This window comes from Streptomyces sp. ActVer, assembly GCF_027270795.1.
Taxonomy (GTDB): domain Bacteria; phylum Actinomycetota; class Actinomycetes; order Streptomycetales; family Streptomycetaceae; genus Streptomyces; species Streptomyces umbrinus_A.
The window spans coordinates 33,566-47,857 of record NZ_JAPWHT010000005.1 but is presented as its reverse complement, the minus strand read 5'-3'; the positions used below and the strand labels follow the sequence as shown (position 1 = coordinate 47,857).

At 68.1% G+C, this 14,292-nt stretch carries 10 protein-coding genes and 2 pseudogenes; 4 read left to right on the top strand and 8 right to left on the bottom strand.

Translation table 11 applies throughout. The features are described 5' to 3' along the window. Nucleotides 1-63 precede the first annotated feature (63 nt). The 3 genes and pseudogenes from O3Q52_RS01900 to O3Q52_RS01890 all read right to left on the bottom strand — a co-directional run bounded on the left by O3Q52_RS01900 (nt 64) and on the right by O3Q52_RS01890 (nt 3,662). A pseudogene (locus O3Q52_RS01900) lies at nt 64-766 on the bottom strand (SDR family oxidoreductase). A gap of 79 nt (nt 767-845) precedes the next feature. Beyond that, on the bottom strand, nt 846-1,763 hold the full coding sequence (locus tag O3Q52_RS01895; protein WP_269647013.1) for a trans-aconitate 2-methyltransferase: 918 nt from the start codon (nt 1,761-1,763) through the stop codon (nt 846-848). A 186-nt stretch (nt 1,764-1,949) separates the two neighbouring features. After that, nucleotides 1,950-3,662: a glycoside hydrolase family 6 protein gene (locus tag O3Q52_RS01890; RefSeq protein ID WP_269647012.1), complete on the bottom strand. Its 1,713-nt coding sequence runs from the start codon at nt 3,660-3,662 to the stop codon at nt 1,950-1,952. 483 nt (nt 3,663-4,145) lie between these two features. On the opposite strand from O3Q52_RS01890, the gene O3Q52_RS01885 reads away from it, so the two are divergent. Both O3Q52_RS01885 and O3Q52_RS01880 read left to right on the top strand, forming a co-directional pair. After that, nucleotides 4,146-7,061, top strand: coding sequence for a glycoside hydrolase family 48 protein (locus O3Q52_RS01885; protein WP_269647011.1), 2,916 nt, complete (start codon nt 4,146-4,148; stop codon nt 7,059-7,061). A 229-nt stretch (nt 7,062-7,290) separates the two neighbouring features. Further along, nucleotides 7,291-9,963, top strand: coding sequence for a cellulose binding domain-containing protein (locus O3Q52_RS01880; RefSeq protein ID WP_269647010.1), 2,673 nt, complete (start codon nt 7,291-7,293; stop codon nt 9,961-9,963). A gap of 44 nt (nt 9,964-10,007) precedes the next feature. On the opposite strand, the gene O3Q52_RS01875 is transcribed toward O3Q52_RS01880, so the two are convergent. Together O3Q52_RS01875 and O3Q52_RS01870 are read right to left on the bottom strand one after the other, a co-directional pair. Next, a complete protein-coding gene (locus tag O3Q52_RS01875) occupies nt 10,008-10,910 on the bottom strand; it encodes a hypothetical protein (protein WP_269647009.1) in 903 nt (300 codons plus the stop codon). A gap of 109 nt (nt 10,911-11,019) precedes the next feature. Further along, complete coding sequence (locus O3Q52_RS01870) at nt 11,020-11,496, bottom strand: peptidase inhibitor family I36 protein (RefSeq protein ID WP_266753202.1); 477 nt, start codon at nt 11,494-11,496, stop codon at nt 11,020-11,022. Between the two features lie 128 nt (nt 11,497-11,624). Between O3Q52_RS01870 and O3Q52_RS01865 the strand changes: the two genes are divergently transcribed. After that, on the top strand, nt 11,625-12,674 hold the full coding sequence (locus O3Q52_RS01865; protein ID WP_269647008.1) for a helix-turn-helix transcriptional regulator: 1,050 nt from the start codon (nt 11,625-11,627) through the stop codon (nt 12,672-12,674). A gap of 86 nt (nt 12,675-12,760) precedes the next feature. Here the strand turns inward: O3Q52_RS01865 and O3Q52_RS01860 are convergent. Together O3Q52_RS01860 and O3Q52_RS01855 are read right to left on the bottom strand one after the other, a co-directional pair. Beyond that, a pseudogene (locus O3Q52_RS01860) lies at nt 12,761-12,883 on the bottom strand (hypothetical protein); the annotation flags it as partial. Nucleotides 12,884-13,056: 173 nt separating this feature from the next. Further along, nucleotides 13,057-13,296: a hypothetical protein gene (locus tag O3Q52_RS01855; RefSeq protein WP_269647007.1), complete on the bottom strand. Its 240-nt coding sequence runs from the start codon at nt 13,294-13,296 to the stop codon at nt 13,057-13,059. A gap of 244 nt (nt 13,297-13,540) precedes the next feature. On the opposite strand from O3Q52_RS01855, the gene O3Q52_RS01850 reads away from it, so the two are divergent. Beyond that, nucleotides 13,541-13,804 carry a helix-turn-helix transcriptional regulator gene (locus tag O3Q52_RS01850; RefSeq protein WP_269647005.1) on the top strand — a complete coding sequence of 88 codons (264 nt, stop codon included), beginning with the start codon at nt 13,541-13,543 and terminating at the stop codon, nt 13,802-13,804. 181 nt (nt 13,805-13,985) lie between these two features. Here the strand turns inward: O3Q52_RS01850 and O3Q52_RS01845 are convergent, their stop codons facing one another. Continuing rightward, nucleotides 13,986-14,216: a hypothetical protein gene (locus tag O3Q52_RS01845; protein ID WP_269647004.1), complete on the bottom strand. Its 231-nt coding sequence runs from the start codon at nt 14,214-14,216 to the stop codon at nt 13,986-13,988. Between the last annotated feature and the right edge of the window lie 76 nt (nt 14,217-14,292).

Genomic DNA, 14,292 nt, shown 5'->3' with positions numbered 1-14,292 from the left:
ATCCTGCCGCGGGCCGGACCGGCCTCTCATGTCCCCCGACTCGGACCGGCTCAGCGCGGCTGCTCAGACCGGCTGGCCGATCGGCCGTACGACGACGGTGTTCACGTCCACCCCGGTCGGCTGCCGGATCGCCCAGACGACCGACTCCGCGAGCTGGTCCGAGGTGAGCAGATGCCCGGGCGGCAGGCTGCCGTAGTTGTCCCAGAACGGTGTCTCCACCCGGCCGGGCGAGATCAGGGTCACGCCCACGCCGTACTCGGTGACCTGCCGCCGGGTGTTCTCGGCGAGGCCGGTCACGGCCCACTTCGTCGCTCCGTAGATGTTGCCGGGCCCGTGGATGTGGCCCGCGACGCTGCCGACGAGCACGATCCGCCCCCGCGTCTCCTTCAACTGGTCGATCGACGCCCGGATGAGCAGCGCGGGACCGAGCACATTGGTCAGCACCATGCCCCGCCACTCGGCCGGATCGCCCTCGGCGACGGTGTCGTGCGTGGCGTACCCGGCGTTGGCGACGACGGTGTCGAGCCGTCCGAACTGCTTCACCGTCGCCTCGACGGCAGCCTGGACGTGGTCGTAGTCCGCCGCCGTCACCCCTGATCGTCAACAGCCCCTCGGGGTCGCCGAGTTGTTCGGCGAACCCGCGCAGCCGCTCCTCCCCGCGCCCCGTCACCGTCACCCGGTGCCCGGCGTCGAGCAGTTGCCGCGCCACCGCCGCGCCGATCCCGCTGCCGCCGCCCGTGATCAGCGCCACTGGTGAGTCAGTCATGAGTTCCCCCAAGCCGTGTCCGTGTCGTGTCCGTCACGAAGTGCCCGGAGTCCATCACTTGGAGAGCACTCGATGTCAACTAGGCCTTCACCCCGACATACACGGTCATCGCGGCAAGCACGAACACATCGGGCCGGTGATACACGCTCGCCTTGTCGTCCGCGTCGAGAAGCCGGTCGAGCAGAGCGAGATCATCGGGCTCAAGGCCCTCCGCGAGCCCGGTCCTGCGGTGGCCGAGGCCGGTCGCGACGAAGGCGCGCCCCTCCTCCGACAGAGGCGCGGGCAGATCGAGCAGGAACGTACGGGTCGCCGCATGCCGCAGGCCGACGGCCGTCAGCAGGCCGGCCCAGTCCTCGGTCTCCTCGGCGGCCCCCGGCAGCTCACGCCGCATCCGCGTGAACCACTCCTGCTCGACCGCGTCCAGCCGGGACTGCAGACCGGGCCGGCCGATGCCGATGTCGCGCGGAAGGTAGCGCGAGGGCAGGCCGCCCTCCAGCAGGGCGAGGACCCCGCCGGGCGCGAGCCGCTCGGCGAATCCGGCGAGGGTGGCCCGCTGGTCGCCGACGTGGTGCAGGGACCGGCTGGCCCAGAGAAGATCGGCCGGGTACTCCAAGTCGCCGAGCCCGTCGCCGAGTTCGGCCTCCAGTGTGCTGAAGCGGTCGGCGATCCCGAGGCGGGCGGCACGGGCGCGGGCCGCATCCAGGAGGGGCCCGGCACCGTCCACGGCGACGACCCGTGCCTTGGGGAACGTGTCGGCGAGCAGACAGGAGATGACACCGGGACCGCTGCCCGCGTCCACGATCATCTCGGGGTCCGGCTGCCGCTCCCGCAGCCAGCCGGCCGCCTCCGCGTAGAGCGGCGTGAACAGCTCGGCCTCCTGCTCCAGCATCGGAAGCATCTCGGCGAAGTCGATGTGGGTGTGCGTGTGAGCGTGACCGTGGCCGTGTTCGTGACCGTGTTCATCGTGCTGTCCGTGCTGTCCGTGGTCGTGTGCCATGGTTCCAAGCCTCTCGTCCGGGATACGGACAGCGTGCTACCACCTCCCCAGAACAGCTACTCGCCTTGCGGAAACAGCAAAGAGTCCCCCGCGCCCCAAAAGGGGGCGCGGGGAACTGCGCGACCAGCCGAACTCAGCCCGCAGGCGAACAACCAGCCGAGCCGACCAGCCGCACCGAGCGGAGCGTCACAGTGCCGGATACGCGTTCTTCATGAGCTCCTGGAACTGCGCCGAGAACCAGCGACCGGACAGCGGCGCGTTCGGCAGCGCGCCCGACATGTTGTTGTTGTTCCGCGGATTCCCGGTGTACGTCGGGTCGCACATCCGGTCGAAACCCTTGCCCTCGTCATTGGGTATGGCGGTGCTCGACCCGTCCGACTCACCCGGCGGCTTCATCCACACGTACGCGTCGATGCCGGTTGCCGGTGAGGCCTGCGGCCGTTCGCCGAGACCGGCGCCCGACTGGTTGCACCAGTTGCCGAGGTGGATGCGCCGGTCGTAACGGCCCCCGTCGACGTAGGTGTCGACGTTGGTCGTCGCCCCGGGACCGGTGGGCCTGGCCGTGCCGCCCCAGCCGTTGCGGGAGGTGTCGATCAGCATGCCGATCCCGGACGGGAAGCCGATCGAGACCAGTTGGTTGCGCATGGCCTGCGCGTACGACTGCTCGTCGGTGTACCGGTTCCAGTCGATCCACTTCGACGTACGGACCGACGCGCCGTTGACGGAGTCGTTGATCGTGAAGTGGTTCTCCTTGAGGGCGCTGTAGTTGGCGGTGTTCACGATGAAGCCTTGCACATCGGCGACGGTCGCTCCCTCGGCGGTGGCGGCCTCCTTGAACAGGGCGGCGGAGGGTGCGAAGTTGTCGTCCCAGCCGAGCCAGCCGTGGTGTCCGGCGTCCACGTAGTTGTAGACGTTGGGCGCGTCGCCGAGCTTGTTCAGCGCGTAGCCGACGCCCTTCACGTAGTTGCCGTTCGCCTTCATCGTGTCGCAGTTGGCGGTGGCGGTGACGCGCGGCGAGACGTTCGTGACGAGGTTCGGCAGCGAGTCGATCTCGACGGTCGTGACAATCCGCAGACCGGCGTACTTGCTGTCGGCGAGGATCGCCGCGATCGGGTCGATGTACTGGGTCTTGTACTTGTCGATCTCCGTCGGGCCGAGTTCGCCGTTGGAGGCCAGGGCCGCGCAGTCACGGCCCGGCAGGTTGTAGATGACCAGTTGGACGACCAGTTCGTCGGAGCCCTTCTGCGCCAGCGCCGCGTCCAGGTGGGCGCGCAGGCCCATGCCGCCGTTCACGCCGTTGATGGCGGCGATCCGGTCGAGCCATACGCCGGTCGGCTGGTTGGCGATCCGGCTGCCCCCGGTTTCCGCGGTGGCCTTCGCCTTCCACTCCGGGTTCACGTACACCTTGGCGCCCGCGTACGGGTTGTCGACCTTGGCGCCAGGGCCCGGCGGGTCCGTGGGTCCGGGACCGCTGCCACCGTCGTCGACGTTGCAGGTCACGCCGTCCAGGGTGAACGTGGTGGGCAGCGCGTTGGTGCCGCTGTAGGTGCCGTTGAAGCCGAAGCTGACCGAACTCCCGGTCCCCAGGGTGCCGTTGTAGCTCTCGTTGGCCGCGGTGACGGCGGTGCCGCTCTGGCTGAGATTCGCGTTCCAGCCGCTGGTGACCTTCTGGTTTCCGGCGTACGACCACTTCACGGCCCAACTCGACTTGGCCGCGCTGTTGTTGGTGACGGTGACCGCGGCGGTGAAGCCGGAGTCCCACTGGTTCTGCACCTTGTAGTCGACGGTGCAGGGAATGGCGGCCACGCCGACATCCGGGGGTATCGCCGCGACGGCGGCGCCCGCGGTGCCGGCGACCAGCGCCATCGCCGCGAGGATTGCTGTTCTGGTACGGCTCATGTGCGGGGTGTCCTATCCGTCTAGGGAGCGCGTACGTCCGCGCAGCCCGATGCCGTACGACGGCGTGGGAATGCCGTCGTCATGAGGGATGAGGGTGAGCTCGGAGCACTCCACCGGGCAGGCGGGCGCGACTCCCGAAGCCGTGCAGCGACCTACGTGTATGCGGTGTCCATGACAGAGATCCGCGGCGCCGGCCACTAAAGGAGATGAACGCGGGGGGTGTCGCATGAGCGACTCCTTGCAGCTCTGACACGTCGTGACGGACGTGTCGACTGATGGAACCGCTCCCACTGGTGCCGAAGAAGGTAGCGCCAAGTGTTGGTAAAGGACAGAGGAGTTGCACTCTTGATCTATCGAATCATTTCGACTCTTCAAGCACCTTGACCCCTTCGACCCTCATCCCCACTATGGGAGCGCTCCCACTGGTTCAAGGCTTGTTGCCCCTCCCTCCCATCTCCGAGCCGCATGGAGAGGAACCAGAACATGGCACCCAGACGCAGACGCCGCCCCGCGCGGCGGATGTGGACCGCCGTGGTGGCGGCCCTCGCCCTTCCGTTGACCACACTGGCGACCGGCGCAACCCCCGCTCAGGCGGCGGCCGTCCAGTGCAGCGTCGACTACAAGACGAACGACTGGGGCTCCGGCTTCACCGCCGAGCTCACCCTCACCAACCGCGGCACCGAGGCGATCAGCGGCTGGGCCCTGACGTACGACTACGCGGGCAACCAGCAGCTCAGCAACGGCTGGAGCGGTACGTGGTCACAGTCCGGCAGGACGGTCACCGCGAGGAACGCGTCCTGGAACGGGACGATCGCGGTGGGTGCCGCGGCGACGACCGGCGCCCAGTTCACGTACAGCGGCACCAACGCCGCGCCCACGTCCTTCGCGATCAACGGCACGGCCTGCACCGGCGCCCACCAGCCGCCGATCACCGTGCTGACCAGTCCCACCGCGGGCGCCGTGTACTCCCAGGGCACCGCGGTCCCGCTCGCCGCGACCGCCGCGGCCGCGGACAACGCGACGATCAGCAAGGTCGAGTTCTACGACAACACGACGCTGCTGGGCACCGACACGAGCTCGCCCTACTCACTTTCGGCCTCCGGCTTGACCGTGGGCAGTCATTCGCTGCTCGCGAAGGCGTACGACAGCCTGGGCGCGTCGGCGGAGTCCACACCGGTCGGCATCACGGTCGCCTCGGGTCCCGCCGTGGTGGTCTCGCCGGCCCAACTCGGCGTCCAGCAGGGCAGGACGGGCACGTACGACGTGAAGCTCTCGACCCAGCCGTCGGCGAACGTGACCGTGGCGACCGCTCGGGCGAGCGGCAACACGGGCCTGTCCGTCACCGGCGGGGCGTCGCTCACCTTCACGCCGTCGAACTGGAACACCGCCCAGAAGGTGACCGTCACGGCCGCCGCCTCGGGCACCGGTTCGGCGACCTTCGAGTCGACGGCCACCGGGCACGCGAAGGGCGCGGTCACCGTCACGCAGCTCGCCGCGTCGAAGGAGTACGACGCCCGCTTCCTGCAGCTCTACGGGAAGATCACCAACCCGGCGAACGGCTACTTCTCCCCCGAGGGCATCCCGTACCACTCGGTGGAGACGCTGATCGTCGAGGCGCCCGACCAGGGCCATGAGACGACGTCGGAGGCGTACAGCTATCTGCTGTGGCTCCAGGCCATGTACGGCAAGGTGACGGGCGACTGGTCCAGGTTCAACGGAGCCTGGGAGATCATGGAGAAGTTCATGATCCCCACGAAGGCCGACCAGCCGACGAACTCGTTCTACAACGCCTCGAAGCCCGCGACCTACGCGCCCGAGCACGACACCCCGAACGAGTATCCGGCGCAGCTCGACACCGGTGTCTCGGTCGGCCCGGACCCGATCGCCGCCGAGCTGAAGAGCGCGTACGGCACGGACGACATCTACGGCATGCACTGGCTGCAGGACGTCGACAACGTCTACGGGTACGGCAATTCGCCCGGCAAGTGCGAGGCGGGTCCGACGGACACCGGTCCCTCGTACATCAACACCTTCCAGCGCGGATCGCAGGAGTCGGTGTGGGAGACCGTGCCGCAGCCGACGTGCGACGCCTTCAAGTACGGCGGTACGAACGGGTACTTGGACCTGTTCACCAAGGATGCCTCGTACGCCAAGCAGTGGAAGTTCACCAACGCCCCCGACGCCGACGCGCGTGCCGTGCAGGCCGCGTACTGGGCCGACATCTGGGCCAAGCAGCAGGGCAACGGCTCCGCCGTCACGGCGACCGTCGGCAAGGCGGCGAAGATGGGCGACTATCTGCGCTACTCCATGTACGACAAGTACTTCAAGAAAATCGGCAACTGCGTGGGACCGTCGACCTGCCCGGCCGGCACCGGCAAGGACGCCTCGCACTACCTCCTGAACTGGTACTACGCGTGGGGCGGCGCCACCGACGCCTCGGCGGGCTGGGCCTGGCGCATCGGCTCCAGCCACACCCACAGTGGCTACCAGAACCCGCTCGCCGCGTACGCGCTCAGCTCGTACGCCGATCTGAAGCCCAAGTCGGCGACAGGGCAGGCGGATTGGGCCAAGTCCCTCGGCCGGCAGCTGGAGTTCTACCGCTGGCTGCAGTCCAGTGAGGGGGCCATCGCGGGCGGCGCGACCAACAGCTGGCAGGGGCGCTACGCGACGCCACCTTCCGGTACGCCGACCTTCTACGGCATGTTCTACGACGAGCAGCCCGTCTATCACGACCCGCCGTCCAACCAGTGGTTCGGCTTCCAGGCGTGGTCGATGGAGCGGGTCGCCGAGTACTACCAGCAGACGGGTGACGCGGACGCCAAGGTCGTCCTCGACAAGTGGGTCGACTGGGCGCTGTCCAAGACCACGGTCAACCCCGACGGCTCCTTCCGCATCCCCAACACTCTCCAGTGGTCGGGCAAGCCCGACACCTGGAACGCGTCAAGCCCCGGTGGGAACACGGGACTTCACGTCACCGTCGCCGACTACACGGACGACGTCGGCGTGGCGGCCGCGTACGCCAAGACCCTGACGTACTACGCCGACCGCTCCGGTGACACGGAGGCCGGAACCACGGCCAAGGCACTGCTCGACGGCATGTGGAAGAACAACCAGGACGCGCTGGGCATCGCGGTCCCGGAGACCCGCGCCGACTACAACCGCTTCGACGACGGCGTGTACGTCCCGAGTGGCTGGACCGGAAAGATGCCGAACGGCGACACGATCAACTCGTCGTCGACCTTCGACTCGATCCGCTCGTTCTACGAGGACGATCCGGCCTGGTCGAAGATCGAGGCGTATCTGGCGGGCGGGGCCGCGCCCTCGTTCACGTATCACCGGTTCTGGGCCCAGGCGGATATTGCTCTCGCGATGGGCTCGTACGCGGAGCTCCTCGAATAGCCCCGTTGCCGCTCCGCGTGGCGCTCCGCGGGATGGGCGGTACGAAGGCTGCGGGCCTGATGTGGCTGGTCACGCAGTTCCCCGCGCCCCTGAGGGGCGCGGGGCGCCCAGACCTTCGCGTGCGCCGGGCCGGACGGTCCCCCACCCCACCGGGGGCCGTCCGTTCCACTCGCGCCTTTCGCGTCTTCGTCCCCCCACGCAAGTCCCCCCACGCAAGGAGAGGGTCACCGTGCGAAGAACCCCCGTCCTCACCGCCGTGCTCGGGCTGGCGGCCGGGCTGCTTGCGGGTGTGCCGCCCGCGCTCGCCGCGCAGCCCGTCGAGAAGGCCGTGCCTTCGGCGTCCATCGCCGCCGACACGTACACCTGGAAGAACGCGCGCATCGACGGCGGCGGGTTCGTCCCCGGCATCGTCTTCAACCGGTCCGAGAAGAACCTCGCGTACGCCCGGACCGACATCGGCGGCGCCTACCGCTGGCAGGAGTCGTCGAAGAGCTGGACCCCGCTGCTCGACTCGGTGGGCTGGGACCGCTGGGGCCACACCGGCGTCGTGAGCCTGGCCTCGGACGCGGTGGCTCCGAGCAAGGTGTACGCGGCCGTCGGGACGTACACGAACAGCTGGGACCCCGGGAACGGGGCCGTGCTCAGGTCCTCCGACCGGGGCGCGACCTGGCAGAAGGCCGATCTGCCGTTCAAGCTGGGCGGCAACATGCCCGGGCGCGGCATGGGCGAACGGCTCGCTGTCGACCCCCACAAGAACAGTGTGCTGTATCTGGGCGCCCCGAGCGGCAAGGGGCTGTGGCGGTCCACGGACTCGGGCGCCTCCTGGTCGCAGGTGACGAACTTCCCCAACGTCGGCAACTACGTGCAGGATCCGACCGACACGAGCGGGTACGCCTCCGACAACCAGGGCATCGCCTGGGTGACCTTCGACGAGTCGACCGGCACGGGCACGAACGCCACCGGGACCATCTACGTCGGTGTCGCCGACAAGGACAACGCCGTCTACCGCTCCACCGACGCGGGCGCGACCTGGTCCCGTCTCGCCGGACAGCCCACGGGATACCTGGCCCACAAGGGGGTCCTGGACGCGGCGAACGGCTACCTCTACCTGGCCTACAGCGACAAGGGCGGCCCCTACGACGGCGGCAAGGGGCAGCTGTGGCGGTACGCGACGGCTACCGGCACCTGGACCAACATCAGCCCGGTCGCGGAGGCCGACACCTACTACGGCTTCAGCGGGCTGACGGTCGACCGGCAGAAGCCGGGAACGGTCATGGCGACGGCGTACAGCTCCTGGTGGCCCGACACACAGATCTTCCGTTCCACGGACAGCGGCGGCACCTGGACAAAGGCCTGGGACTACACCTCGTACCCCAACCGCTCGAACCGCTACACGATGGACGTCTCGTCCTCGCCGTGGCTGAGCTGGGGCGCCAATCCGTCGCCGCCCGAGCAGGCGCCCAAACTCGGCTGGATGACCGAGGCGTTGGAGATCGATCCGTTCAACTCGGCCCGGATGATGTACGGGACGGGCGCGACGGTCTACGGCACCGAGAACCTGGGCCAGTGGGACAGCGGCGGCCAGTTCACCATCAAGCCGATGGTCCAGGGCCTGGAGGAGACGGCCGTGAACGACCTGGCCGCTCCCCCGTCCGGCGGGGCCCAACTGCTCAGCGCGCTGGGCGACATCGGCGGCTTCCGGCACACGGACCTCACCAAGGTCCCCTCGATGATGTTCACCTCGCCGAACTTCACCACGACGACGAGCCTCGACTTCGCGGAGTCCAGCCCGGGCACGGTGGTGCGGGCCGGCAATCTCGACTCGGGTCCGCATGTGGCGTTCTCGACGGACAACGGCGCCAACTGGTTCGCGGGGACCGACCCTTCGGGCGTGAGCGGCGGCGGCACGGTCGCGGCAGCGTCCGACGGCAGCCGTTTCGTGTGGAGTCCGGAGGGCGCGGGCGTCCACTACGCGACGGGCTTCGGCACCTCGTGGTCGGCGTCGACCGGCATCCCGGCCGGCGCGATCGTCGAGTCGGACCGGGTCGACCCGAAGACCTTCTACGGCTTCAAGTCCGGCAGGTTCTACGTCAGTTCGGACGGCGGCGTCTCCTTCACGGCATCGTCCGCGACCGGGCTGCCGAGCGGCGACAGCGTACGGTTCAAGGCGCTGCCGGGTATGAAGGGTGACGTGTGGCTGGCGGGCGGCGCGAGCGACGGCGCGTACGGGCTGTGGCACTCCACGGACGGCGGCGCGACCTTCACCAGGCTGTCGGGCGTCGAGCAGGCCGACACGATCGGCTTCGGCAAGGCGGCGGCCGGCGCTTCCTATCAGACCCTCTACACGAGCGCGAAGATCGGCGGCGTACGCGGCATCTTCCGCTCCACGGACAAGGGCACGACCTGGACCCGCATCAACGACGACGCACACCAGTGGGGTTGGACGGGCGCGGCCATCACCGGTGATCCGCGCGTCTACGGGCGCGTGTACGTGTCGACGAACGGCCGGGGCGTCATCTACGGCGACTCCTCGGACGCGGACGGCGGAGGCGGGGGCGGCGGCACGGACCCGACACCGACCGGCGCCTGCGCGGTGACCTACAAGATCACGAACCAGTGGTCGGGCGGCTTCCAGGCGGACGTCCAACTCAACAACACCGGCTCAACCACCTGGAACGGCTGGGCACTCGGCTGGTCCTTCCCCAACGGCCAGACCATCACGCAGGCATGGAACACCGAACACACCCAGTCCGGAGCAGCGGTCACGATGAAGAACCTGGGCTGGAACGCGAATGTCGCGCCCGGTTCGTCGGTGAGCTTCGGCTTCACGGGGAACTGGTCGGGGACGAACGGGAAACCGACGGCATTCAAGCTCGGCGACCAGTCCTGCACGGTGAACTGACGCACCGGGTGGGACAACTGGAAGGCGGCAGAGCCCTCCTGGGGTCACCGGACCCTGTCGGCGGCCGCCTTCCAGATGGCCGTGAGTCGTCGCAGCTGGAGCTTGTCACTGGTGGGCAGCGACTGGGCGTAGGAACGTCGCAGGGTCAGGACGGTGGCGGGGATGTGGAGTTCGGCGCCGCAGTCGCCGTCCGCCACGGCGACGGCGATCTCCCGTTCACGCAGGGCGGTGGTGGCGCCCTTCGCGCGGTAGACGCCCTTGAGCTGCTCGTAGGCCGTGTCGGGGGACGCGTAGGAGTATCCCTCTCCGCGCATGCATGTCCGCCAGTCGTTCATGGCGCTGCGGTACTTCGGGGACTTCTCCACGCGGGAACTGAGCTCGCTGTTGAGATTCTGCGGAAAGTAGGAGATGGACACCCAGTCGTCGAGGCTTCCGTAAAGAGACGTACGGCTTTCCGCCTCGCAGCCACGTGCCGAGAAGGTGATGTTCCGACCGCCCCCGAACCTCATCTCACGAAAGTCCGTGGCGCCGCCCCGGAGAGCCTTCATGTACGCGTCGGCCTTCTTCTTCGACAGACCGGCCAGATAAGCGTCGTTGGTCGCGGCGCCGGCCGATTCCTTTTCGGAGGCGTACTGAGAGGCGAGGCCATAGCCCCTGCTGCGTCGCTCCTTCATGTTCAGGGAGCGTTCCTCATCGGATTCGGACGTCGGGTCCGCCGCATCGGCGCGGTAGCGGAATCCCCTCGATGCCATGCAGGCCGATATGAGCTCCGATTCCGCGTTCGCGAGATCGACGGTGGTCCGGGTGAAGGTCCCGGAACGGGTGAGGAGGTCGAGTTCGGCGCTGGTGAGTTCAGCGCTGTTCACATCACTGTCGGTGGTGGATGTCCCGCAGGCGGTCAGCGCGAGAACGCCCGCCACGGCGCAGGCGAGCGGGGCAAGTCGCATGGTGCCCGGACCCTCTCGGTCGTTGGGTGGGAAGGCTGAGCAAGAGGCGCGGTGTCCGCGGACGGTTGCCCGCGGACACCTTGGAACGGCTGGGTTCCTTGAGCGCCTGTTACGGCACAGGGCCGCCGCACGCCGAGCTCGTACCGCCGGAAGCGGTTCCCCAACTGTTCGAGGAGACAGCGTTGTTGAACGTGGAGTTGAAGTTTCCGCCCGAACCGCGCAGGACCATGCCCGCGGAGCCCGAGTAGGACTTCCCGGTCCAGACGATGGCTTCGCAGCTGTTTCCGTTGTTGTAGTCCGAGGACGCGCAGTTGTCCCAGTTGTCGTTGGGACAGTCGCCGCGGCCGAAGACGGACCAGTCGGCGTTTCGACCGGAAAGTTCGCCCGGATTTCCCGACGGCGAGTAGTTGGCATTCGGCCAGAAGCAGAAGTTTCCACCACCGCATCCGGCCGGCGCCGCGGCAATCTTCACCGATTTGAGTGCCACCGCACCGGATACCGAATTCTGGCTCCCGGAACTGTTCGCCGAACTGGCCGCCGAGGTACCGGCCATGCCACCCAGCAGGAGTACCACTCCTGCGATCATGGCCAATATACGCCTCATCATTCCCCCTAACTGTTCGAGTAGGTCTCCTTCACTATTGCCAGCACCCGTCCCACCTGGCCATGCTGTGTCGCCAGGAGGAAAAAGCCGTGGCTGCAGGGGGGAACGGCATGCTCCGAATTCACTTCACGGACGCCGACCTGGCGACAACCCGGATGGCCACGGCACCTGACGAACTCTGGGAGGTGGCCGCGAGCCTGCACCGCTTCCAGACCCGCGCGGGCCGTTGGGCGTACGCCGAGTGGTACCGGACCACCCACACCCGACTACGTGAGCGGCAACTCGATCGCACCGTGCGCGAGGTGCTTCTGCCGCTGTTTCCCAGAGCCCGGTACTTCCCTGACTTCCTGACACCCAGCCGGCCGAACTGTGCCAGCCAGGGGCTGGACGCCGGACTCGACGCCATCATGTCCACACCGGCCGGCCGAGTGAGCCACGAACTGGCCCTGTTGGACCAGACAGTCGGAGCACCGGCGTGGGTGAGACGGCTGACCGGCACGCAGGAGCGCCGCGACCTCGTGGCCACGATCCGCGCCTACCACGACGTCGCCGTGCGCCCGTTCGCCGACCGGATCCATGCCCATCTGGAGGCCAAGCGGTCGTCGTCCTGCCGCCACCTGCTCGATGGGGGTGTCCAGAGGATGCTGGCCGGGCTCGGGCCCACCATGCGCTGGGAGCCGCCGGTCCTCCACGTCCGCTACGCGGCAGACCGGGACCTTCATCTCGGCGGCCGGGGCATACGGCTCGTACCGTCCTACTTCTGCTGGGACAACCCTGTCAGCCTGGCCGACCCCCAGCTACCGCCCGTGCTGTTCTACCCCTTGCTGCACGAACCGGCCGCGGCGACTCTCGCCACCCCGCTGACCGCACTGCTCGGGCGCACCCGGGCGACCGTACTGCGCGTCGCGGCGTCGGGAGCGGGGGCCACCACCGGAGAGATCGCCCGCGCGGCGGGGATCTCCCCGTCCTCCGTCAGCAAACACGCCGGGGTGCTGCGCGGCGCGGGTCTGCTGATCAGCAGCCGACACGGCGGGAACGTTCTGCATACCCTCACCCCGGCCGGTGCGTCCATGCTCCGCGCCGACGCCCGAGCCTCGACAGCCGCTCCAAGGTCCGCTGCCACTGCCACTGCCGCTGCCGCTGCCGCTGCCGCACGCTGAGCGAAGGTCGCGGTGCTGCGGCTGCGGCTGCGCAGGACGCACGCAGCCGCTCTTGCCCTCCCCTCAGACGCAGGTGTTCTCCCGGTTCACGGGGTGTAGACCGTCGGCCTGGGGGCCGTAGGCATGCCGTTGCCGATGAAGAAGCTCGGGTGGGGCGGCTGGTTGTAGGCGGTGTTCTGCCAGGCGATGCCCGTGCGGGCTCCGGAATCGTCCGTCGGGATGGCTGCAACCCTCTGAACTGGCATGACGAGCGGTGACGAGAAGTGACGAGGCGAGACGACACGTTCCAATTGAATCTCCCCGGCCGCTCCCCATGAGCCCTCTCTCCCCAGATCCTCCCCAGAAAATGTCGCGGAGACGGGCCGTCACCAGCCCGTCTCCACTACCTCAGCACGTCGCCGAGGTGCCCCGGCTCGTACTCGCCCCCCGACCGGGCGGCCTCCTCGCGCCTTATGTCTTCCATGGTGATGACGCAGTCGGCGCAGGCGCGGACTTCCTTCTCGCCGTCCCCGCAGGGATGAACTACGCCGACGACCGCCGTAGGCACCTCACCCTTTCCCGGGTGCCGGAAGCAGACGCCTTCGCTCCAGCGGTAAAGGTCGAGGATCTGCTGGCGTTCCATGTGTCGTCTCCTGCGGCCGGTGCGGGGTTGAGGTGTGGGGGTGTGGCCCTGGTTCCCACCCTGTGCAACGAATAGCGCCTTGAGCTGGTGGTTCACTCGATCGAGTGAACATGCGTTCGAATCTAGGACACTACAGCGAGCCCTGCGGCATATGCCATAGCGCCGCGAGGCTCGGACCAATCTTGATCGACTGGCGACCATTTGGGTACTGACACAAGATCATCTGGGCAACAGCGTTTGACGGGTGTCCCGCCGCCGCACTCCCCGACCCGACTGGGTCATCGACCGCCGAAGACTCCTCGGCCACCGAATCGCGGACCTGCGACGACAAGCGGAACTCTCACAGGAGCAGCTGGCCAACCTCGCCGGCATGGAACGCCGCAGCATCCAGCGCTACGAGAACGCCCAACGGGACCCGCAGTTCTCGGATCTGCTGCTCATTGCGCACGCGCTGAGAGTGCATGTTTCGGACCTCCTCCACAGTGAGCAGCCGCACGGCGGGGGCTAGGGCGCGCGACTGAATCACAGTCAATAGCACACCCAGTAGCCCAGGGAAGGTGCCGAGTGCATATATCTGTGTGCAACTTTTGCACCCCGCGTGAATGTCTAACCGCAGGTCAGGCGTTGGCCAAACGTTCCTGCCGGTTACCCGACAATCCGACCGCACGACTCCGGGTGGTGACGGGGTGTCAGCGTTCGGCTATGCCACGGGCGGCGTGTTCCTCGTGGGTCCGGTAGGCGCGCCACAGTCGTTCGGATTCCCCGCATCGGCCGCGGTCGACGTCGCGGCAGTGCTCGCATCCGTTGGCGTGGGTGACGTAGCGGCTGTAGGCCTGCTGGAGCGGGCTGAGCTTGGCGACGGAGGCTATGACCGGCGGGCGGGTTACGGGCTCGGGCTCGGGGTCTCTACGATCTGCCATGTCGACGCTCCGGTAGCTGTGTCGGCCACGCCCCCGGGCCGCGGTGCAGCGGTCGCGGGGGTTCTTCGTTACGCCA

Excerpts from the sequence above, each read along its gene's own strand:
- O3Q52_RS01870 (WP_266753202.1), bottom strand. The coding sequence starts at position 11,496 with ATGATCGCAGGAGTGGTACTCCTGCTGGGTGGCATGGCCGGTACCTCG.
- O3Q52_RS01845 (WP_269647004.1), bottom strand. The coding sequence starts at position 14,216 with ATGGCAGATCGTAGAGACCCCGAGCCCGAGCCCGTAACCCGCCCGCCG.
- O3Q52_RS01855 (WP_269647007.1), bottom strand. The coding sequence starts at position 13,296 with ATGGAACGCCAGCAGATCCTCGACCTTTACCGCTGGAGCGAAGGCGTC.
- O3Q52_RS01875 (WP_269647009.1), bottom strand. The coding sequence starts at position 10,910 with ATGCGACTTGCCCCGCTCGCCTGCGCCGTGGCGGGCGTTCTCGCGCTG.
- O3Q52_RS01885 (WP_269647011.1), top strand. The coding sequence starts at position 4,146 with ATGGCACCCAGACGCAGACGCCGCCCCGCGCGGCGGATGTGGACCGCC.
- O3Q52_RS01890 (WP_269647012.1), bottom strand. The coding sequence starts at position 3,662 with ATGAGCCGTACCAGAACAGCAATCCTCGCGGCGATGGCGCTGGTCGCC.
- O3Q52_RS01895 (WP_269647013.1), bottom strand. The coding sequence starts at position 1,763 with ATGGCACACGACCACGGACAGCACGGACAGCACGATGAACACGGTCAC.
- O3Q52_RS01865 (WP_269647008.1), top strand. The coding sequence starts at position 11,625 with ATGCTCCGAATTCACTTCACGGACGCCGACCTGGCGACAACCCGGATG.